Raw genomic sequence first — 20,485 nt, forward strand, 5'->3', positions numbered from 1 at the left:
CTGCCTAGCCTGATCCCATGAACATCACGATCCAGTACACCTTCCTTCCGCACACCGACGGCGATGCGGCCCTCGGGTTCTACCGCGACCTGCTCGGCTTCGAACTCCGTAAGGACGTCGGCTACGAGGGCATGCGATGGCTGACGGTCGGCCCGCCCGGGCAGCCGGGTACGTCGATCGTCCTGCATCCCCCGGCCGCGGATCCCGGCATCACCGACGAGGAACGCCAGACGATCCTCGAGTTGATCGCCAAGGGGAGCTACGGCGCCCTGACGCTGGCGACCGACGACCTCGACGGACTCTTCGAGAAGCTGCAGGCGAGCGGAGTCGACATCGTGCAGGAGCCGATGGATCAGCCCTACGGCGTGCGCGACGCCGCCGTCCGGGATCCGGCAGGCAACCTCATCCGTATCGACCAGGCCGGCTGAGAGATGTGCGGGCCCGGTCGATTCCCGCCTGCCGCAGCGCTCGTCGAGGGTGTTGATCGACAACACCCCGCGCCCGCGCCGTCCACCCTGGTTAGATCGACCGGGAGTCCGCGCACAGACCTCGCGGGATCGAACCTCCGGAACGACATGAGCACCCCGAACGCCGGCGACCACGCACCCGCGGTCACCGCCCTGATGGAGAGACGATGAGTCCAGCAACGCGCACCGCCACGCCTGCCCGATCCGCCACCCGTTCCGCCGAGAGGGTCGACGCCGTGCAGGGCGCCGATGCCCACCCTGCAGACACGCACGACCTGATCCGTGTGCACGGTGCGCGCGAGAACAACCTCAAGGACGTCAACGTCGACCTGCCCAAACGTCGCCTGACGGTCTTCACCGGTGTGTCCGGTTCCGGGAAGAGCTCGCTGGTGTTCAGCACCATCGCCGCGGAATCCCAACGCCTCATCAACGAGACGTACAGCGCGTTCGTCCAGGGCTTCATGCCGTCGATGGCCCGCCCGGACGTCGACATCCTGGAAGGTCTGACGACCGCGATCATCGTCGACCAGGAACGCATGGGTGCCAATGTCCGGTCGACCGTGGGCACGGCCACCGATGCCAACGCGATGCTGCGTATCCTGTTCAGTCGCTTGGGAACTCCGCATATCGGTTCACCCCAGGCCTTCTCGTTCAATGTCGCCTCGATCAGCGGGGCCGGCGCGGTGACGATCGAGAAGGGCGGCCAGAAGGTCAAGGAGCGCCGGAGCTTCTCCATCACCGGCGGCATGTGCCCGCGATGCGAGGGCCGCGGAGACGTCTCCGACTTCGACCTCACCGCGCTCTACGACTCGTCGAAATCGCTCAACGAGGGTGCGCTGACCATCCCCGGTTACTCGATGGACGGCTGGTACGGCCGGATCTACCGCGGCTGCGGCTTCTTCGACCCTGACAAGCCGATCGCGAAATACACCAAGAAACAGCTCAACGACCTGCTCTACAAGGAGCCCACGAAGATCAAGGTCGAGGGCATCAACATCACCTTCGAGGGCCTGATCCCGAAGATCCAGAAGTCGATGCTCAGCAAGGACCGGGAGGCGATGCAGCCGCACATCCGCGCCTTCGTCGACCGCGCGATCACCTTCGCGACATGCCCGGACTGTGAGGGGACCCGCCTCACGGCCGAGACCCGGTCGTCGAAGATCAAGGGCATCAGCATCGCCGACGCGTGTTCGATGCAGATCAGCGATCTCGCCCAGTGGGTCGCTGAACTCGACGACCCGTCGGTGGCGCCGCTGATCGACGCGCTGCGCGATCATCTCGACGCGTTCGTCGACATCGGGCTCGGCTACCTGTCGCTGGAACGCCCGGCCGGCACGCTGTCCGGCGGAGAGGCCCAGCGCACCAAACTGATCCGTCACCTCGGCTCATCGCTGACCGATGTGACCTACGTCTTCGACGAGCCGTCGATCGGTCTTCATCCGCACGACATCACCCGAATGAACGATCTGCTGCGCGCGTTGCGGGACAAGGGCAACACGGTCCTCGTGGTCGAGCACAAGCCCGAGGTCATCGCCATCGCCGACCGCGTCGTCGACATCGGCCCCGGGGCCGGTACCGACGGCGGCGAGATCGTGTTCGAGGGCACCGTCGACGAACTGCGTGCCGCGGACACACTCACCGGACGCCATCTGGAGGACCGCGCCGCCGTCAAGGACGAGGTCCGTTCGCCGAGCGGGCATCTCGAGGTCCGCGGGGCCGACACGAACAACCTTCGCGACGTCGACGTCGACATCCCTCTCGGCGTGCTGGTCGTGCTCACCGGCGTCGCCGGCTCCGGCAAGAGCTCGCTGATCAACTCGACGGTGGCCAAGGAGGACGGGGTGGTCTCCATCGACCAGAGCGCCATCAAGGGGTCGAGGCGTTCCAACCCAGCGACCTACACCGGGCTGCTCGAACCGATCCGCAAGGCCTTCGCCAAGGCCAACGGCGTCAAACCGGCACTGTTCAGCGCCAATTCCGAGGGCGCTTGTCCCAACTGCAACGGTGCGGGTGTTGTCTACTCCGACCTCGCGATGATGGCCGGCGTCGCCGCGCCCTGCGAGGTGTGCGAGGGCAAGCGATTCCAAGCGGAGGTGCTCGACTACACCTTCGGCGGCCGCAACATCAGTGAAGTACTCGAGATGTCGGTCGCCCAGGCCGAGGCCTTCTTTGCCGACGATGACGCCAAACTGCCCGCCGCACACAAGATCCTGCATCGTATGGTCGACGTCGGACTCGGCTACATCAAGGTCGGTCAGCCCCTGACCACCCTGTCCGGCGGCGAACGCCAGCGACTGAAGCTGGCCAGCCACATGGGGGAGAAGGGCGACGTCTACATCCTCGACGAGCCGACCACCGGTCTTCACCTCGCCGACGTCGAGCAGCTCCTCGGACTCCTCGACCGTCTCGTCGACTCCGGGAAGTCGGTGATCGTCATCGAGCATCATCAGGCCGTCATGGCGCACGCGGACTGGATCATCGACCTCGGCCCGGGCGCGGGCCACGACGGGGGCCAGATCGTCTTCGAGGGCACGCCCGCCGACATCGTCGCCGACCGGTCCACGCTCACCGGCGAGCACCTCGCCGACTACGTGGGCGCCTGACTGGGTAACGCGGACCCGTTGTTCCCTGAAGTGCGATGAGCGCAAGCGGCGACCGTTCTGCTCCCTGATCCGAAAGAAGCGACCCACCGCTGCTCCCTAATCCGAAAGAACCGCATAACCTCTGCTTCCTGAGGTGCGAGGAGCGCAAGCGACGAGCCTCGAAGGGTCTGGTGAGACACGTTGCGAGACCCTTCGTGGCTCGCTTCGCTCGCACCTCAGGGAGCATGGATTTCGGACACTCACGAGTGTTCTTTTGTGGTCCGCGACGGCCGCCAGGCCGCTGACACAGAGGTGCGAGGAACGCAAGCAACCCCACCCCCCTGCTCCCTGAGGTGCGAGGAGCGCAAGCGACGAGCCACGAAGGGTTGGCCACCCACCTCGGCAGCCGAGTTCGTGCATCACGACGGCGCGTCCGCCGCGAACACTCAGCCGGATATCCCACTGTGGAGTTGTCAAGGTACAGATGCATTCCCGCGAAACCGCGGTTGCGAAAGGTGCTACGCGAAGTGTGTGGTGGTCAGGCCGCGCTGTCGAGTCGCATGGTGCGCCGGTTGTAGGCCGGTAGGGGTCGGCGCCGTGGGTCGATGGTGGCGGGCGGGACGAGCCAGGGGTGTCGGTCGAATCCGATGATGACGCCCCACCCGTGATGGTGCACCTGGGTGTGGCAGCGTTGGCAGAGTAGGCAGCCGTTGTCGAGGTCGGTCGGTCCGCCGTCGGCCCAGTGTTCGATGTGGTGGACCTGCGTATGTGACGGCGGCGCTCCGCATTTGATGCAGCATGTGTCGCGGACGATCACCGCTTTGCGCAGATGCGCTGGGAACAGGCGCCGTGTCTGGCCCATCTGTAGCGGCACGCCTTCCCCGTCGAGAACGATCTCGGTCATCGTCCCGTCGCACGACATCTGTCTCGCCGTTGCCTGGCTGACCGATCCGGTCCACGGCAGGCTGGCTGGGTCGGCGCCGGTGGCGGGGAGGGTCAGCAGGAGTTGTGTCCGTGGGCTTCCAACACTGTCGATACTCGCGCCCAACGCTGCTTGGTCGAGGATCAACTCTAAGGCGTCGGCGCGGCGTTGCTCAGCGGTGCGACGGTCGTCGGCGCCGTCGGGTTCGGGCCGAGGATAGGATCTTTCGTCTATCATCGACAGGAACTTTTCGCCGACCACTTGGGTGAGGTCCGCGCGGATGTCGATGCGTCCGTCGTCGGTGGTGTGAGCGTTGACGGTGTTGAGAGATGGGTCGTCGGCGGCAGGGATGCCGGTCTCAGAGGCGTCGGCAAGGGTGTTGCCGATGACGCGGGCGTGTTCAAACACTTGCGTCGGCGTCGCACCAGACAAGGCTTGGGCGAGGAGTCCGATCTCGTGCGCCGTCTTGTCGTCGTCGGAAACCCCATCGGGGCAGCGTTTCTCGATACGGTTCATGCCGCGGATGATGGCATCGACTATCTCCGAGGACAGCCGTCCGTCGGCGGCGTGACGAGCGACGGCGGGCAACGCGGCCAGGCCATCGACGCCTCGCATGACTCGTAGGGCTGTTGCGGGCGCGAGCCCTGATTCGATCAGCATCTTCTTGGTGGTGCTGCCAGATATCTGCGCGACGCCTAGATCGTCGAGTTGCGCTGTGTGGGTGACGATCTGATGGGACACAACGTTGCCGATCAACCGCAGCATGTTCAACGCGTCGAATGTTGCTGCCCCAGTGGGGTCGTCGGCGGGTGGGGTGATCTCGACGAGCTGGTCGAGGAGGGTGTCGAGCTCTGGCATGCCTCCACTGTACGGGAACAGCCGTTCGATTTCGAGGTTTGTCCACAGGGTCTGAATCGACGAAATCGTCTACTGTGCAGGCGATTGCGTCGACTGTGCGCCTATTTTCGTTGACTGTGCGTTCATCGTTGACTGTGGTGAACTTCAGTCACATCCGTATCGCCACTTCCGTCGAAAGTAGTGCTGCAGTAGTGAGCTGATGATCCTCTGCCGGCGGGAAGGCGACACGGAATCCGCGCGTTTCCGAGCGTGCCCCGCTCCGGGCTTCCGATTCGAGCGCAGGACGGTCGGCTTGTGCACGGTCTATCCCGACAATCCGAGGAATGACGCGGTTTCTCGTACATGCTGTGGCTGTTGGGTAGTCGTTCTACCCGGTGAACGGAACAGGATCGGACGATCACGAAGACCCACCAGGTTCCATATTGGTGCGGTCGGCTGGTCCGGGTGTCCACCTGGTCTCGGTCCTGAGTGCGCGCAGGACGGACTCGCGCCTGCACGTCAAGTGGCTTGGCAGGCCGAGCTTCGCGTCGTCCATCAACTGCGCACGTTGCGGGATGGCCTCAAGCTCGCGCGGCGTCAGGTGGATCGCGATGGCAATGATCGCATCGTGGTGCTCTGCTTCCAGTTGGTAGCTCGCGAGCGGCATCGCCCCCGAAGTGACCTCGTGGTCCTGTCGCTCGCCGTTCACATCTATGCAGTGGTCATGCGTACTTCATGGCAATCCCAGGCTGGGTCGTAACGTGTGACCCCGTCGAGGTCGAATCCGTGTTTGCGATAGAACGCCACTGCCCGTGCATTGTCGCGTGCAACCCACAGGTAGGCCCGGGTGCCGGTTCCGCCCAGGACTGCGGTCATCAAGTCCAGCGTGACGCCGGTGCCGTGATGCCGGAGAGTGACATTCAGGGACCACAGTTCGATCGGTGCGGAAGCGTCGTGGTCGCGAGCCGGGCCGCTCGTTGCGAAGCCGACCATCTCGTGTGTGGCGATGGAGGTCGCGCACCGGAGGCGAACTCCGCGCGCAGCATGGTCCGCGAACTCTCCGAGAGTCTCCCGCCAGCGGGAGGCCGACACGGCGGGCGTGAGCGCATCGAGTCTGTCCTGCGCCACCATCCCCGCGTAGGTCGCTTTCCAGATGGCGGTATGCGCGGTCGAGATCTCTTCGATGTCACTCGCGTCGACGGGCCGAATCTCGTAGTCACCCATAGACCCCGGGTCTACCAGACCCGGGCCACATCAGAGACACGTGGACACATGCGTCTTCCCCGGCGGTGTCGGACGCCCGTGGCACCATGTCGTTGATGAACGACGGGCGAGGTGAGAGGGGATCGTCGCGATCCGTCTCAGGGGTAACCCCTGGGTGCACTTCACAGCTGGTTCCTGCGTCCGACGCCGGCGCGCACGCTTCACGTGCCACGCGGCGCCGCTGCACCACAGTTCTGGTTACCACACCCGTCGTTCATCACCGCCCTGGCCAACGCCACCACAGCCCGCGACGCCACAGCGCACGACACCCCAGCGCACGACACCCCACGACGACGCCGTGACCGAGCCATTCCTGTCTGCCCACGAGACCGCCGAAGTCGCTGCGGCGTTCTCGCGTACGTATTCGGCGTGGACGTGGCCGGAGATCGTCGACGCGCTGCGTAGTGTTCTGCCCGCTGAGGTCACCACCGATGTGGCCGACCGCATCTTCGAACTCTCGACTCACGAACCCCGACACCCCGCACGGGTGGTCGTCGAAGCCCTCGTCCCGTGGACCCACCCTGCGTCCGAAGCCCGCCGGCCCATCCTTCTCCACGAGCCGGAGCCGACCGTGACCCTGCCTGAAGCCCTGCCCGATCTCTACGACGTGGAACAGTTCGCGCATTGGCTCGACTTCACCGTCCCAGAGCTCGAGTGGTTCGCCGACCGCGGTCAGTGGTTGCGGACCGGACGACCTCCGTTGCGGCACTACCGCATCTGGCGGCGCGAGAAGCGGGACGGTGTCCGTGTCATCGAAGCTCCGAAGCCGCGGATGCGCGAGACCCAACGGCGACTGCTGAGACGCCTGATCGAACGTATTCCGGCGCATTCCGCGGCACGCGGTTTCGTACCCGGATCGTCGCCGGCTGCTTTCGCCTGGCCGCACACCGACCGGCCAGTCGTGGTGCGCGTCGACCTCCGACACTGCTTCGAGACCATCACCGTCCAACGCGTGCGTGCGGTGTTCCGGGATGCCGGTTATCAACCGCACATCGCACGCCTGCTCGCCGAGTTGTGCACCACGACAACGCCTGTCGACGAGCTCCGCGGCGTCGATCGTACGCACGCCGCGCTGCTTCGCGAACGTCATCTCCCACAGGGGGCGCCGACGTCGCCCCACCTCGCGAATCTGGTGATGCGATCGCTGGACAGACGACTCGACGGCTATGCCCGTCGCAACGGTCTGCGGTACACCCGATACGGCGACGACCTGGCGATCTCGGGCGACGCCATGGACGCCGACCGCGCACTGTGGACCGTGCTCCGCATCGTCGAGGACGAGCGCTTCACCGTCCACCCGGACAAGGTCCGGATCATGCGCAGCCATCAGCGCCAGCGCCTCGCCGGGCTCGTCGTCAACGACCGTCCCCAGGTCGCCAGATCCGAGTACGACAACCTGCGAGCGCTGCTCCACAACGCACGCGTCCACGGGGCGTCGTCGCAGAATCGGCACGACCATCCGGACTTCCGCGCACACGTCTACGGACTCATCGCATGGATGGGGGCCACCGGGGAAGCACGCCGACGCCGTCTTCTGGACCTGGCCGCCACGGTCGACTGGGACTCCTGAGCACATGCGGCCCGAACCATCCCGAACCTCTCACCGGCTGCGGTTCGGTGTGAGATCACGTTTACCTCGGCCTTCCCCGACACGACTCCAGCCGCAATGCCCGCGCACCAAGGTCCCTACATGGACAAGCAACTGCTCCACCACAGCTTCGGTCTTGTCGACCTCCCGAACGCGGGTCTCACGGTCCGCTTCTACGAGATCCTGTTCGACCGCTATCCCACCGTCCGCGCGATGTTCGGCCGCGGCACCCGCGTCCAGGCGGAGACGCTACGAAGCGCGATCGTGTCGGTGGTGGACCATGTCGACGACGCCGAATGGCTGACGACCACCCTGCACGCACTGGGACGGCGGCACGCACGACTAGGCGTCACCAGGCCGATGTACTGCGCCGTCGCGGAATGCATGATCGCCGCGATGAGCGAGATCGGCGGTGACGCCTGGACTCCGGCCATGACGCAGGCGTGGGACCGTGCGCTCGGCGCAGTCGCGACGATCATGCTCGACGGCTACCCCGAGGAGTCGACCACTCCGGCACGTGGACGTCGACGCGGCGCCGGGGCGGCCTGAGTAGCACCGAGGGCTCCCCGCGATACGATCCCGCTCGGAAGTGAGGGCTCGTGACTGCAGCTGAGAACACCCGCCGTGCGCTGGACCGCTACCTGGGATCGCCCTTGACCCGATGGGGGACGCTGGTCGCCTTCCTCATCAGTGCGGCGGTCGCGATCGTCGTCCTGCCGACTCAGCCGCCCGCGCCTTATCGCATCGACTTCGACGTGTACCGCATGGGCGGACAGGTCCTGCTCGACGGTGGTGACCTGTACGGGCTCCTGCCGCCGCTCGCCGAGGGGTCGAATCTGCCCTTCACGTATCCGCCGCTGGCCGCCGCACTGTTCTCCGTGTTCACCATCGTCCCGCTGGGCCTGGGTCAGGCCCTGTTCACCGCGATCTCCATCGGCTGTCTGCTCGTGGTGTGCCGAATCGTCCTGTCGTGTCTCCTCGACCGGCCGGCGCGAGATCTGTGGTGGCTCGCCACAGCAGCCACGACGGTCGGCCTCTGGCTCGAACCGGTCCGGGACACCCTCAACTTCGGTCAGATCAACATCGTGCTGATGACGCTCGTCGTCGTCGACGCCCTGCTGGGCCGGGGCAGGTGGTGGAACGGTCTCCTCGTCGGCCTGGCCATCTCGATCAAGCTCACTCCGGCGGTGTTCCTGCTGTACTTCTTCGTCCGCCGGGACTGGCGCGCATTGGGCGTCGCTGCGACGTCGGCAGTCGGCTACGCCGCGCTGGGCCACCTGCTGACCCCGAACGACTCGACCACCTACTGGACCTCGACACTCTTCGACACCGACCGCATCGGTAGCCCGCACTTCGCGAACAATCAGTCGATCAAGGGCGAACTGGGGCGCCTGGAGGTGGAGTCCGAACTCGCCTGGTTCCTCGTCTCACTGGTTGTCGGATTGCTCATCGCGTGGGTCGCGTGGCGTCTGCTGGCCACGGCGCCGGCCGAAACCCGGACAGCGACTCCACAGGATGTCGCGGCCCTCATCGCGGTCGCCTTCGCCGCGCTGTACTGCTCGCCTGTCGCCTGGGACCACAGCTGGGTCTGGGCGGTCCCGCTGCTCCTCCTGTTGACGTACCTGGCGACGAGGACCACGGCGTCGGCGCTCTGGTGGTGGCTCCTCGGTTCGGGGCTGCTCATCTTCCTCATCGCACCGCATCAGCGGATACCGCAGCGCTACGACGCCGAACTGTCCTGGACCTGGTGGCAGCACGTCGTCGGGTCGTCGTACCTGCTCTGGGGCCTCGCGGTCCTCATCGCACTGGGGGTCTCGGCGCCCCGGGTGCTTGCCTCGCGGCGCGCATCGGACACGCTCACACAACCTGCGTGAACACCCTGTCCGCGCAACCCTCTTGAAACAACCGCTAGAATCCGTTCCAATGGTGCATAGTGATGTAACGCACATCGGATCAGTGGGGAGTGGCAGACAAATGGCGAGTCGCAAGAGGCAGATGCAGCAGGTGCTGGCGAAGGCGAGCAGCATGTATCCGAGCTCCGAACGTCCGCTGGCCGAGCCACCCGCCGGGTCGGACCTCAAGCCGGTGATGGGGGACCCGGGCATCCCGTATCTCGGCAACACGCTCGAAGCGCTGGTCGACCCGTTGAAGTCGGCGATGGAGCGGTTCGAGCGCTACGGCCAGGTCTCGTGGTCGGGCGCGTTGGGCATGAACATGGTCACGCTCGTCGGTCCGGATGCGATCGAAGCGGTCTGGATGAACCGCAAGAAGGCGTTCTCCAGCGAACTCGGCTGGGAGCCGATGATCGGCCCGTTCTTCCGCCGGGGCGTCATGCTGATGGACTTCGACGAGCACATGCAGCACCGCCGCATCATGCAGCAGGCGTTCAGCCGTCCGCGGCTCACGGGCTACCTCGACATCATGACCCCGCACATCGAGAAGACCCTCGCCAACTGGGAGGTGGGCAACGGCTTCAAGATGTACTCCCGCACCAAGGACCTCACGCTGTCGCTCGCGACCGAGGTCTTCATGGGCGCGCACGTCAGCGAGTCCGAGGCCCACCGCCTCGAGCACGCCTTCGAGGCGGCCGTCCGTGGTGGCCAGGCGATCGTTCGCAAGGACGTCGGCAACTGGACGTGGGCGAAAGGCCTACGCGGCCGCGAGGTACTGCAGGAGTACTTCCGCTCCGAGATCCCGCTGCGACGAGGCAACGACGCCGACGACCTGTTCAGCGTGCTCTGCAACGCCGAGAGCGACGAGGGCGAGACGTTCTCCGACGAGGACATCGTCAACCACATGATTTTCGTGATGATGGCTGCACACGACACCAGCACCATCGCGCTGTCGATGATGACCTATTTCCTCGGCCGCCATCCCGAATGGCAGCAGCGCCTGCGCGAGGAGTCCTTGGCCCTCGACAAGCCGACGATCGACTACGACGACGTCGACAAGCTCCCCAGCATGGAGCTCGCGTTCAAGGAGACGCTGCGGCTCAACGCCCCGGTCGGCATGCTCTTCCGGATGGCGATCGAGGACACCGAGGTCTGCGGGCATTACATCCCGAAGGGCACGCTGCTGGGGATCCACCCCTGGGCGACGATGCTCCGCAAAGAGTGGTGGCCCAACCCGACCCACTTCGATCCCGAACGCTTCTCCGCCGAACGCCGCGAAGACAAGGTCCACCGGTTCGCGTGGGCTCCCTTCGGTGGCGGCGCCCACAAGTGCATCGGACTGTATTTCGGTGGGATGGAAGTGAAGTCGATCCTGCACCAGATGCTGCTGCGCTTCGAGTGGGACGTCCCGGCCGGCTACCGCCCGGAACTGACCTACGGCACCGGCCCGACCCCCGCCGACGGCCTCCCGATCAACCTGCGGCACCGCAAGATCTGAGCCGCTGAACAGGAGCGCCCTTTCCGACAACGGGAGTCGCGCTTCTGTTTTCAGCTCTACACGCGCATCGGTCACTGTGGACGTTGCGTGTCGGAGCGGAACGACCGGACCGGCGCAGCGCTACAGTTCGACAGTGAGAACATCGTGGCCGGGTCCGAGCGTGCGCATCTCGGCGCTCATCCGGATGGTGGCGGAGCACATGCTCGCCGCGGCCGACGCCGCTGCGGAAGAGGTGACGGCGGCGGCACACGAGTCGGCGGATTACCGCGCCGTGCTCGACGATCCGCAGCTCGTCGACGCGGATCGCCGGATGAACAGGACCAACATGCTGCACTGGTTGTCCGCGAACATCCAGGCTCCGGGCATGCGGGTTGCGCCGAGCATGGATCCGGAGATCCTGCAGTTCGCGCGGGATGTAGTGCGCCGGGGGCTGGATCTGCACGACCTTGGTTCCTGGCGCGGCGCTCAGCACGGCGCGTGGTCGATGTGGGTCGACGGCTGCTTCGCCGTCACTACAGACCTCGACGAACTCCGGGAGCTGATAAAGGTGTCCGAGCGCTCGATGGCGACGTTCATCGACGATTCGATCGCCGCGCTCGACGAGTTCGTGGAGCGGGAGCGCGCCGATCTCGCCAAGGGGGCGAACGCCGAACGGCACGCCACGGTCCAGCTGTTGCTCGAAGGCGCGCCGATCGGTCGCGCGCGGGCGGAATCACGTCTCGGGTACGCACTGACGGGGCACCACGTGGCCGCGATCATCTGGAGCGATTCGGCGGACGAGGCGGCTGGCCTCGACACCGCCGCGGAGGCGGTGATGCGAATGTGCGGCGGCGGGCGCCGGCTCACGCTCAACGCGAGCACCACCGCCCTGTGGGTGTGGGTCCCGGCGCACGTGGTCCCACCGGCCGAGGTCGCCGAACAGATCGTCGCGGACACCCCGGGAATCCACCTCGCCTTCGGGCGGCCGGGCCAGGACCTCGACGGTTTCCGCCGCAGCCACCTCGACGCGGCGTCGGCGCAGCGCATGCTGGCCCGACTGGGCTCGAACCGGACCGTCGTGCGCTACGAGGACGTCGCGCTGGTCTCGGTGCTCACCGCCGACATGGCCCAGGCCGATCAGTTCGTCGCCGACACCCTGGGCGACCTGGCCACCGCCGATCCCGCGCTGCGCGAGACGGTGCTCACCTACGTCCAGGAGCGGTTCAACGGCTCCGCCGCCGCCGAGCGTCTGTTCACCCACAGGAACACCGTCGAGCGGAGGCTGGCGCGCGCCGACCAGCTTTTGCCAGTGCCGCTCGCCGAGAGCGCCGCGAGCGTCGTCGCCGCGCTCATGCTGGTGCAACTGCGCGACTGACGCCCGCGGCGTCCCCGACCGGAGCCGTCGTGCTCCCGGCTCATCCCACGGCGACGACCGTCGCCTGGCCGTGTGCAGATCAGGCGGATTCGGATCCGGAGTAGAGGATCGCCGCGGCCTTGGCGTGGGTCCGGTTCCACACGGCGACCCTGTAGCCGGCATCGGCCGGCGGACGTACGGGTGCGGCAAGCAGCCGAGGACCGTGACGTCATGAGCGGTCTGTTCTCCACGGGTGTGTCTCCCTCGTGGTCGGTCGGCGTCATGGTGGCCGGTCTACATCGGCAGGTCGGGCGAGTCGACGCCGACCACCCGGTCGCCGCAGAACACCCGGATCGACTCGGCCGGACCGTGTCCGCCGATTCCGGACGGCCCCCAGAAGCTCTGCGCGGAGTCGTCGCCGAGGTCGGCGACCTTCGCGCCGTTGACGCGGACCTCGCCGGACCTGATCCGGGCGCCGACCGCGATCGCGCGGTCGGTGTCGGTGCCGAAGACGTACGCGTCGAGGCCCGACGGGTGCGCGTTGGCCGCTCGCAGCGCCTCCTCCTCGGAATCCACGCCGTGCAGCGAGACGACCGGCCCGAACAGCTCCGCCGTCGTGCGGTCGGGGTCGGAACCGGTGGCGACCGTGGGTGACAGGAAGAACCCTGCCAGGGCGGGCAGCTGGCCCGGCTGATCGACCTCGGCTCCGAGCGCGCGCAGGCCGTCGATTCGCTGCTGCAGCATGCGGTAGTGCGGCTCGTTGGAGATCGGGCCGATGTCGGTGGCCTCGTCCAGCGAGTGCCCGATCCGCAGTTTCGCGATGCGCTCTGCCAGCGCCACACGGAGCGGCTGCACCAGGTGCTCTGGCGCGAGTACCTTGCCCGGGCCCTCGCACCATTGTCCGTTGAGGTTCGTCATGCCCGTGAGGATCCCGTCGGCGGTCGCGTCGAGGTCGGCGTCGTCGAGCACGATCACCGGGTTGTTTCCGCCCAGCTCCAGCTGCAGGACCTTGAAGTCCTCCGCTGCGGCGCGGGCGATCGCCCGCCCTGCGCCCGGGCCGCCCGTGAAGGACACGACCTGGATCCGATGGTCACCCGTCAGTGCGGCACCGATGTCGCCGGCGCCGTGGACCAGTTGGAGGGCACCGTCGGGCAGGCCGGCATCGACGAGGCACTCGGCAATCACCTGCGCGCTGGCGGGCGCGTGCTCGGACGGCTTGAGGAGGACAGGGCAGCCGGCGGCGACAGCGCTCGCGACCTTGGCCGCCGGGATGAAACTGGGGCCGTTCCACGGGGTGAGGATCGCCGCGGGGCCCCACGGGATCCGGTGCAGCCGTACGTCGCGGCCGCCCGCGGAGAGCTCAGTGACGCGGGCGATGTTCCGCGCCTCGGCGGCCGCGCCGCGTAGGCGGTGCGGAAGGAACGCCGCGATCTTGCGGGTGGCGCCGATCGCCGTGCCGCTTGTGAGCGCGTCAACCCGCGCGATCTCCTCGAGCCGCTGCTCGACGTTCGCCGCGGCCCGCTCCAGGGCCTCGGCGCGTTCGATCCGGAAGTCGTCGGCGGTAAAGTCCGTCGCGTCGTAGACGCGCTGCGCGAGGTCCAGCGCGCGGTCCAGATCGGCCTGGGTGGTGGTCACCGTGCGGTGGACGGGGGCGCCGGTGTTCGGGTCGACGTTCCAGGTGTCGAGCGTCTCGCACTCTATCCACTCCCCGGCGATGTAGCTGCGGGGCTGGGCAAGGGTGGTTGTGGTCTTGGTGGTCATAAGGTCACCTCGGTCTCGGAGCGGGTGGACATGGCGACGACGATCCGCGTGACGTCGCCCGATTTCATGGCCTCGAAGCCCTCGTTGATCGCCTCGAATCCGATGACGTCCGTGACCATCTCGTCGAGCAGCAGCCGGCCTTGCTGGTAGAGGCGGGCGAACTGCCCGATGTCCTCGCGTGCCTGGCCGGAGCCCATGTACGAGCCGATCAGGCGCTTCTCGCTGAAGAAGAAGTCGGCGGCGGCGACGGGTACGTCGGTGCCGTCGGGCGCGATGCCGACCAGGCACGCGGTGCCGGTGGCACGCGCAATCGCGAGTGCCGTCGCGGCGGTGCGCGCCGAGCCGACGGCCTCGAAGGCGTAGTCCACGCCGTCGCCGAGCAGTTCGGCGATCTCGGCTCGCACGTCGCCCGCACCGTTCACCGTGTGCGTGGCGCCGTACTGGTGCGCGGCCTTCAGCCGGGCGTCGTCGAGGTCGATTCCCACGATGGCGGACGCGCCGGCCAGCCGCGCGCCCTGGATGATGGCCGAACCGACTCCGCCGCAGCCGATCACCGCGACGGTGGAACCCGGGCGCACCTGCGCCCCGCGGAACACAGCGCCGACGCCGGTCACGATGCAGCAGGAGAGCAGGCAACCCACGCGGGTCGGTACGTCGTCGGGCAGCTTCACCGCGGCGTTCGCGCGGAGCAGGATGTGCTCGGAGAACGCGCCGACGTCGCCGAGGCGGGCGACGGGCGTCCCGTCGGGCAGCGAGTACGCGGGCCGAGGGCGGCGCCGGATCTCCGCCTGCCGCTGGCACTGGGTGGAGCGACCTGCGTTGCAGTTCGCGCACTGCCCGCACGACGGGGTCAGCGCGCCGGTCACGCGGGCGCCGGGCTCGAGGTCGGTGACGGCGGAGCCGACCGACTCGACGACACCCGCCACTTCGTGCCCGACGACGACCGGCATCTCGGATTCGACGGTGCCGGTCATGTAGTGCAGGTCGCTGTGGCACAGCCCCACGTGGGTGACGGCGACCCGCACCTCGTGGGGCTCGGGATCGTCGACGTGGATGTCGGTCAGGTGCAGGGGCCGGCCCACCTCGGTGAGCACAGCGGCGCGGGTGGTCATCATCGGCTTGCTCCGTTCGCGGTGGCGGGTGTGCGTGCGTCCCAGAAGCTCTGGACGCCGGCGGTGAGCGCGCCGCTGTTCCAGGACTCGTCGGCGGCCGCGTCCTCACGCTCGAAGGCGCGCTCGATCTCCTCGATCGACGGCCGCAGCAGCTCCAGGTGCAGAGCGGTGTTGTTGACGCCCTCGGGGGTCCACGCGTGCACGGTGTCGATGGCGCGATTCAGCAGCGCCTCCGGCTCGACGATCTCGTCGAGCAGGCCGATCTCCAGCGCCTCGTCGGCCCCGACGCGCTCGGAGGCCAAGACCATGCGCATCGCGTGACCGCGGACGATGCGGGGCAGCAGGATGCTGGACGCGTTGGAGATGGTCAGGCCGCGTCCGTTCTCGGGCTGGTAGTACTCCGTCTGTGGCGTGCCCAGTCGGGCGTCGCAGCACAGCGTGATCTCCGACGCGCCGCCCACGGCGATGCCGTTGATCGCAGCGATGACGGGCACCCTGGTCTCGATCACGGCGCGGGTCACGTCGTGGAAGCTCTCGAAGCTCTCCCGCATCTCCTCGAAGGATGTGGGCGCGACGGCGAGGTCCTCGCCGGCACTGAACGCGCGTCCGGTCCCGGTGAGCACGATGCCCCTGGCCTTGTCGCCGGTGCCGTACTCGCGGATCAGCGCGGACAGGCACCTGCGCATCGGTGCGGTGAGAGCGTTGAGCTTCTCGGGCCGACGCAGCGTGATGACGGCGACCTCCCGGGTCACCTCGACGAGCACGTGCTCGGCCGCCTGGTCGGTGTCGTTCACCTTGTTCTCCTTGGTCGACGGTGCCGGCGCGCGCAGGTCGTGGACGGTGCCGGGGGCCTGCTCGGCGCGGGCCTTGAGTGCGGGTTTGGACACCCGCTCGGACGGGGTGCGCGGGAAGTCCGCGACGAATTCGACGTAGCGCGGAACCTTGAAGCGGGCAAGGCCTTCGGCGACGCGGGCGACGATCGCCTCGACCGTCGAACGGTCGGCGGCGACACCCGCCGCGAGCTGCACGAAGGCCTTGACCTCCTCTCCGAGCACGTCGTCGGGTTCGGCGACGACGGCGGTCGCGACGACGGCGACGTCGCGCTCGAGCGCGGCTTCCACCTCCGCGGCGGCGACGTTCTCCCCGCCGCGCCGCACCATGTCTTTGAGACGGCCGACGAGGCGTATCCCTCCGTGCTCGTCCTTGACGGCGACGTCACCGGTGTGCAGGCGACCGCCGCGCAGGATCCTCTCGGTCTCCTCGGGACGGTTCCAGTAGCCGAGCATCATCGGCGTTCCGGCCACGGTCAGCTCGCCCGGTGTCCCGGCCGGGACCTCGGCACCGTCGGCGTCGACGATCCGGACCTGCTTGGTGGGCACGGGATGCCCGAGGGTTCCGCTGCCGACGGCGGCGACGTCGTCGAACGGGCTGAACAGGTCGATCCCGCTCTCCGTCATCCCGTAGACCTCGCGCCAGGGTGCGCCCCAGCGCTCCTCCAGGGCGCCGTGCAGCGCCGTGGGGATGGCGGAGCAGAAGACGCCACGTAGGCGATTCGCGCGATCGTCGGGACCGGGCGGCTGCTTGAACAGCAGCGTGGGCATCGAGCCGAGCACGTAGCAGAAGGTCGCGCCGTGGCGGCGCACGTCGCGCATGAAGCCGGACGCCGAGAACTTCGGCAGTACCACCAGCGGAGCGCCGGTCGTCAACGCCAGCACGGTGTTCCACTGCGGGTCCATGTACGAGAAGGGCTGGGCCGTCAGCAGCACGTCGTCGGGACCGAGGCCGGCCGCTCCAGCGCAGGTCCACGCGATTCGGGTCCAGTAATCGTGCGTGAGCATGCACGCCTTCGGGAAACCGGTGGTCCCCGACGTGTACTGCAGGTTCGCAAGGGTGTCCGCGCGGATGTCCACGTCCGGGGCGGTGGACGAGTGCTCCGTGCCGCTGGTCTCCGCGATGTCGACGACGGCGACGCCGGCCAGCGCGTCATCGCTCGCGATCACCTCGCGTACCAGCGGCACATGGTCCGCATCGGTCACGATCACATGGGTGCCCGAGTCCTCGAGCACGAACCGTAGGTCGGCCGCGCGGTAGGCGGAGTTGACGGGCACGGCGACCGCGCCGGCCTTGAGCACGCCGAACCAGGCGAGCGGCCAGCCCGCGACGTTGGGCAGCATGATCGCGACCCGGTCGCCCGGCGCGATGCCGTGATCCGTGATCAGCAGGTGCGCGAGCCGCGACGACGCCGCATCGGCCTGCTCGTACGTCCACGACTCGTCGCCGAACCGCAGCAGCTCCGCACCCGGCGTGCGGGCGGCACCGTCGGCCAGAAGGCCCATCACCGTGCCGATCCGCGGGGCGTCACCGAGCTCGTCCACGGCGACGGCGGGGCGTCGCGCGGTCTCTTCGGGATGAGATGTGGTGGTCACTGCCAGGCCTCCTGTCGGTTCTTCGATTCGTCGACGATCCAGGCCATCGCCGGGTCATCGCTGTCCATCCATTCGGGGTGCCACTGCACGCCGAGGATCGGCGCGCCGGACATCTCCACGGCCTCGACGACACCGTCGGACGTCCGGCCCGTCACGATCAGGCCGTCGCCGCACCGGTCGACGGCCTGGTGGTGCCACGAGTTCGTCGTCATGCTCGGGCCGAAGACCCGCGCGGCCGTCGACCCGGGCTCGAACCGCACCACGTGAACGGCGTCGCCGTCGGTGGGCGCGGACTGCGGCGACAGGTGCGGGATCGGCCCCGCCGGAAGGTCGGCGATCAGCGTCCCCCCGAGCGCGGTATTGAGCACCTGCAGGCCGCGGCATACCCCCAGCACCGGGATCCCGCGGTCGACGGCCGCGCGGGTGAGCGAGAACTCGTAGTCGTCGCGTTCCGGATCGTGCGCGTTCGTGTCGGTCCTCGGGTCGACGTCGCGTACGAGCGCGGTGTCCCCGCCCCAGCGCGCGGGGTGGACGTCCTGCCCTCCGGTGATGACCACGCCGGACAGCCATTCGCAGCAGTCGTCCGGGGCGGCGTCGTAGGGCAGGTGCACCGGCAGACCGCCAGCCCGGGCGATGCGGGTCGCGAACGCGGACATGAACGAGTCCATGCACGCCTTGCCGTAGCGCGTGTCGGAGCCGGCGATCAGGCTCAGTTCGAAACGGCGACCGGTGATCCCGATGAGTGGCGGGCGGTTCATGCGAACTCGAAGTAGCGTCGGGACTCCCACTCGGAGAGCTCGGCGTACGGATCACCCCCGGTGGTGTGGAACTGCATCCACTCCCACCGGCGCGAGGCGGTCCAGAAGTCGACGAACTCGTCGCCCAGGTATTCGCGGAGGATGGGATCGCCGTCGAGCGCGTCGATCGCCTTGGTCATCGAGTCGGGGATCCGCGCGACGCCGCAGTCGTCGGGCAGGCACCACGCCATGTCGTCGACCTGCGGCGGGGGCGCCATCCCCTTCTCGATCCCCGCGACGATCCCGGCGAGCAGGCCCGCGAGCGCATAGTAGGGGTTGACGTCTGAGCCGGGAACGCGGTATTCGAGACGGGAGTACTTCGGATGGCCGGTGATCGCCCGCAGCGCCGCGGTCTTGTTGTTCACGCCCCAGCTGATCGTGGTGGGCGGCCCCGATACGTCGACGAGACGGCGGTACGAGGTGATCTGCGGCAGCGCCAGCAGCGTGTTCCCGGCCATGGTCGCCATCAGGCCGCCGACAGCCTGCAACATCGTTTCCGACGGCCCGTCGGGCGCGTAGAACTGGTTGACGCCGTCCCGCTGCAACGAGACGTTCAGGTGCGCTCCCTGCCCGAAGCCCGCCGTCGGCTTGGCCATGAACGTCACCGACCGGCCGTGCTCGCAGGCGATTTCGCGCATGACCTGCTTCGTGCGCACCCAGGAATCGGCGAGGGTGAGCGGCTCGGAGGGAGCGATGTTCAGCTCGGTCTGGCCCGGCGCGGCCTCGTCGGTCCACGCCTCCCAGACGATGCCGAGCTCGTCGAGCCGGTCCGTGACCGCCTCCATGTACTCGATCCAGTCCGCGGACCGGGCCAGGTTGTAGGTGGCACCCGTCTCGCCGCCGAGGGCGGTGAGGTCGCGATAGCCGCGGGCTCTGGCCTCCTGGATCGACTCCTCGAACAGGGTGGTCTCGATCTCCACGGCGACGGTCGCCGTGTAGCCCAGCGATCCGAGGCGGTCGATGAGGCGGCGCACCATGTTCCGGGGACAGATCGGCACGGGGTTTCCGTCCTTCATCCAGAAGTCGCCGATCACGGACTGCACGCCGGGCTTCCACTCGACGAGCGTGTTCATGTCCGGGAGGAGGGAGATGTCGTAGAGGTTGCCGCGCCACTCGGGATAGGCGTCGCCGAACACGATGTCGGTGCCCATGTCGATGGCGAACAGCACGTCGGCGAACGCGAAGCCGGATTCCCTGCCGGCGACGAACTTCGCGGGGGTGACGTTCTTCCCCATGAAGCTGCCGTCGTGGTTCGTTGCTTCCACGCGGTACGCCTTGGCCGGGCCGGGTGCACCGGCTCCGGGTCGGCTGGGATCAGACATCGTAACGGGCCTTCCAGGAGGCAGCGGTCATGACCGACAGCTGCGCGAGAGAGCCCTGGACCCGCAGGCCGCGCTCCAGGGCGGTGAACAGGAAATCGGTGCCGGTGAAGAATCCGGCCAATGCGTCTACGCTGCCGACGATGCGGTAGGCGACGTCCCCGCCGCCGAATCTCGCCTCCTGCGAGCCCTCGATTCCGCGGGCGACCACGGCCAACCCGTCGGGCATGCCGGGGATGGTGCGGGTCTGTTCCCAGAAGCGGGCACCCGCCTCCTGCCAATCGGGCAGGGGAACCTGCAGGGCGCCGAGCACCGCGTCGGCAAGGTCCGCGTCGCCCTCGCTATAGACCCGCGCGCACCGGCTGTCGAGATCGACGACCACGGTGGCGTCGACCGGGGCGAAAACGCCTCCGGTCACAGCGATCATGCCGTCGGCGAAGGTGACAGTGGCGGCCTGCGGGGTCGAGTGAGAGCGGATCGCGACAGATCCAGAACCGCGCCCGAGCACGTCGGCCGCGTGGCCGGTCCGGCTCGCATCCCGCAGGATCCGGCCGAGGAGGCGGACGATCGGCGTCGCGTCATCGTCGATCTCGATCCGGATCGCGCTCGCAACTCCGGCTGCGGGGAGGGTGGTGATTTCCATGGCATGTCCTACTTTCGGGAAGGTGGTGGCCCGCTGTGCGCGGCC

General features: G+C 67.9%; 16 protein-coding genes. 7 read left to right on the top strand and 9 right to left on the bottom strand.

The features are described 5' to 3' along the window. Positions 1 to 17: 17 nt before the first annotated feature. A complete protein-coding gene (locus ACFW3F_RS03700) occupies positions 18 to 428 on the top strand; it encodes a VOC family protein (RefSeq protein WP_388054414.1) in 411 nt (136 codons plus the stop codon). A gap of 206 nt (positions 429 to 634) precedes the next feature. Next, the gene (locus ACFW3F_RS03705; RefSeq protein ID WP_388054416.1) at positions 635 to 3,070 is read left to right on the top strand and encodes an ATP-binding cassette domain-containing protein; all 2,436 of its coding nucleotides are present in this window, start codon (positions 635 to 637) and stop codon (positions 3,068 to 3,070) included. 517 nt (positions 3,071 to 3,587) lie between these two features. On the opposite strand, the gene ACFW3F_RS03710 is transcribed toward ACFW3F_RS03705, so the two are convergent. From ACFW3F_RS03710 to ACFW3F_RS03720, 3 genes are all read right to left on the bottom strand, one after another. After that, entirely contained in the window at positions 3,588 to 4,829 is a 1,242-nt protein-coding gene (locus ACFW3F_RS03710; protein ID WP_388054418.1) for a DUF222 domain-containing protein, read from the bottom strand. Positions 4,830 to 5,226: 397 nt separating this feature from the next. Further along, complete coding sequence (locus ACFW3F_RS03715) at positions 5,227 to 5,517, bottom strand: hypothetical protein (protein ID WP_388054420.1); 291 nt, start codon at positions 5,515 to 5,517, stop codon at positions 5,227 to 5,229. Positions 5,518 to 5,519: 2 nt separating this feature from the next. After that, positions 5,520 to 6,032 (bottom strand): GNAT family N-acetyltransferase, encoded by a 513-nt coding sequence (locus tag ACFW3F_RS03720; RefSeq protein ID WP_388054422.1) that lies wholly within the window; start codon positions 6,030 to 6,032, stop codon positions 5,520 to 5,522. Positions 6,033 to 6,369: 337 nt separating this feature from the next. On the opposite strand from ACFW3F_RS03720, the gene ACFW3F_RS03725 reads away from it, so the two are divergent. From ACFW3F_RS03725 to ACFW3F_RS03745, 5 genes are all read left to right on the top strand, one after another. Further along, positions 6,370 to 7,641, top strand: coding sequence for a reverse transcriptase family protein (locus tag ACFW3F_RS03725; RefSeq protein WP_388054424.1), 1,272 nt, complete (start codon positions 6,370 to 6,372; stop codon positions 7,639 to 7,641). A 120-nt stretch (positions 7,642 to 7,761) separates the two neighbouring features. After that, positions 7,762 to 8,208 carry a globin domain-containing protein gene (locus tag ACFW3F_RS03730; protein ID WP_388054426.1) on the top strand — a complete coding sequence of 149 codons (447 nt, stop codon included), beginning with the start codon at positions 7,762 to 7,764 and terminating at the stop codon, positions 8,206 to 8,208. 50 nt (positions 8,209 to 8,258) lie between these two features. After that, complete coding sequence (locus ACFW3F_RS03735; RefSeq protein ID WP_388054428.1) at positions 8,259 to 9,533, top strand: glycosyltransferase 87 family protein; 1,275 nt, start codon at positions 8,259 to 8,261, stop codon at positions 9,531 to 9,533. Between the two features lie 100 nt (positions 9,534 to 9,633). Further along, positions 9,634 to 11,049 carry a cytochrome P450 gene (locus ACFW3F_RS03740; RefSeq protein WP_388054430.1) on the top strand — a complete coding sequence of 472 codons (1,416 nt, stop codon included), beginning with the start codon at positions 9,634 to 9,636 and terminating at the stop codon, positions 11,047 to 11,049. A 133-nt stretch (positions 11,050 to 11,182) separates the two neighbouring features. Further along, entirely contained in the window at positions 11,183 to 12,403 is a 1,221-nt protein-coding gene (locus tag ACFW3F_RS03745; protein ID WP_388054431.1) for a PucR family transcriptional regulator, read from the top strand. A 273-nt stretch (positions 12,404 to 12,676) separates the two neighbouring features. Here ACFW3F_RS03745 and ACFW3F_RS03750 read toward each other — a convergent pair whose 3' ends face one another. The 6 genes from ACFW3F_RS03750 to ACFW3F_RS03775 are packed head-to-tail and all read right to left on the bottom strand — an operon-like array spanning position 12,677 to position 20,440. Continuing rightward, positions 12,677 to 14,143 (bottom strand): aldehyde dehydrogenase family protein, encoded by a 1,467-nt coding sequence (locus ACFW3F_RS03750; protein WP_388054433.1) that lies wholly within the window; start codon positions 14,141 to 14,143, stop codon positions 12,677 to 12,679. Beyond that, positions 14,140 to 15,258 (bottom strand): Zn-dependent alcohol dehydrogenase, encoded by a 1,119-nt coding sequence (locus ACFW3F_RS03755; RefSeq protein ID WP_388054434.1) that lies wholly within the window; start codon positions 15,256 to 15,258, stop codon positions 14,140 to 14,142. The genes ACFW3F_RS03750 and ACFW3F_RS03755 overlap by 4 nt, the downstream gene beginning before the upstream one ends. After that, a complete protein-coding gene (locus ACFW3F_RS03760) occupies positions 15,255 to 17,681 on the bottom strand; it encodes an AMP-binding protein (RefSeq protein WP_388054436.1) in 2,427 nt (808 codons plus the stop codon). The genes ACFW3F_RS03755 and ACFW3F_RS03760 overlap by 4 nt, the downstream gene beginning before the upstream one ends. After that, positions 17,678 to 18,439: a gamma-glutamyl-gamma-aminobutyrate hydrolase family protein gene (locus ACFW3F_RS03765; RefSeq protein WP_388054438.1), complete on the bottom strand. Its 762-nt coding sequence runs from the start codon at positions 18,437 to 18,439 to the stop codon at positions 17,678 to 17,680. Before ACFW3F_RS03765 ends, ACFW3F_RS03760 begins: the two co-directional genes overlap by 4 nt. After that, positions 18,436 to 19,800 (bottom strand): glutamine synthetase family protein, encoded by a 1,365-nt coding sequence (locus tag ACFW3F_RS03770; protein WP_388054440.1) that lies wholly within the window; start codon positions 19,798 to 19,800, stop codon positions 18,436 to 18,438. The genes ACFW3F_RS03765 and ACFW3F_RS03770 overlap by 4 nt, the downstream gene beginning before the upstream one ends. After that, positions 19,793 to 20,440 carry a hypothetical protein gene (locus tag ACFW3F_RS03775; protein ID WP_388054442.1) on the bottom strand — a complete coding sequence of 216 codons (648 nt, stop codon included), beginning with the start codon at positions 20,438 to 20,440 and terminating at the stop codon, positions 19,793 to 19,795. Before ACFW3F_RS03775 ends, ACFW3F_RS03770 begins: the two co-directional genes overlap by 8 nt. Positions 20,441 to 20,485: the final 45 nt, after the last annotated feature.

The organism is Gordonia sp. NPDC058843, assembly GCF_042743165.1.
Taxonomy (GTDB): Bacteria; Actinomycetota; Actinomycetes; order Mycobacteriales; family Mycobacteriaceae; genus Gordonia.

What these genes read in the sequence shown, in the direction of transcription:
- ACFW3F_RS03700 (WP_388054414.1), top strand. Translation starts at nt 18, where the DNA reads ATGAACATCACGATCCAGTACACCTTCCTTCCGCACACCGACGGCGAT.
- ACFW3F_RS03705 (WP_388054416.1), top strand. Translation starts at nt 635, where the DNA reads ATGAGTCCAGCAACGCGCACCGCCACGCCTGCCCGATCCGCCACCCGT.
- ACFW3F_RS03710 (WP_388054418.1), bottom strand. Translation starts at nt 4,829, where the DNA reads ATGCCAGAGCTCGACACCCTCCTCGACCAGCTCGTCGAGATCACCCCA.
- ACFW3F_RS03720 (WP_388054422.1), bottom strand. Translation starts at nt 6,032, where the DNA reads ATGGGTGACTACGAGATTCGGCCCGTCGACGCGAGTGACATCGAAGAG.
- ACFW3F_RS03730 (WP_388054426.1), top strand. Translation starts at nt 7,762, where the DNA reads ATGGACAAGCAACTGCTCCACCACAGCTTCGGTCTTGTCGACCTCCCG.
- ACFW3F_RS03740 (WP_388054430.1), top strand. Translation starts at nt 9,634, where the DNA reads ATGGCGAGTCGCAAGAGGCAGATGCAGCAGGTGCTGGCGAAGGCGAGC.
- ACFW3F_RS03750 (WP_388054433.1), bottom strand. Translation starts at nt 14,143, where the DNA reads ATGACCACCAAGACCACAACCACCCTTGCCCAGCCCCGCAGCTACATC.
- ACFW3F_RS03755 (WP_388054434.1), bottom strand. Translation starts at nt 15,258, where the DNA reads ATGATGACCACCCGCGCCGCTGTGCTCACCGAGGTGGGCCGGCCCCTG.
- ACFW3F_RS03765 (WP_388054438.1), bottom strand. Translation starts at nt 18,439, where the DNA reads ATGAACCGCCCGCCACTCATCGGGATCACCGGTCGCCGTTTCGAACTG.
- ACFW3F_RS03770 (WP_388054440.1), bottom strand. Translation starts at nt 19,800, where the DNA reads ATGTCTGATCCCAGCCGACCCGGAGCCGGTGCACCCGGCCCGGCCAAG.
- ACFW3F_RS03775 (WP_388054442.1), bottom strand. Translation starts at nt 20,440, where the DNA reads ATGGAAATCACCACCCTCCCCGCAGCCGGAGTTGCGAGCGCGATCCGG.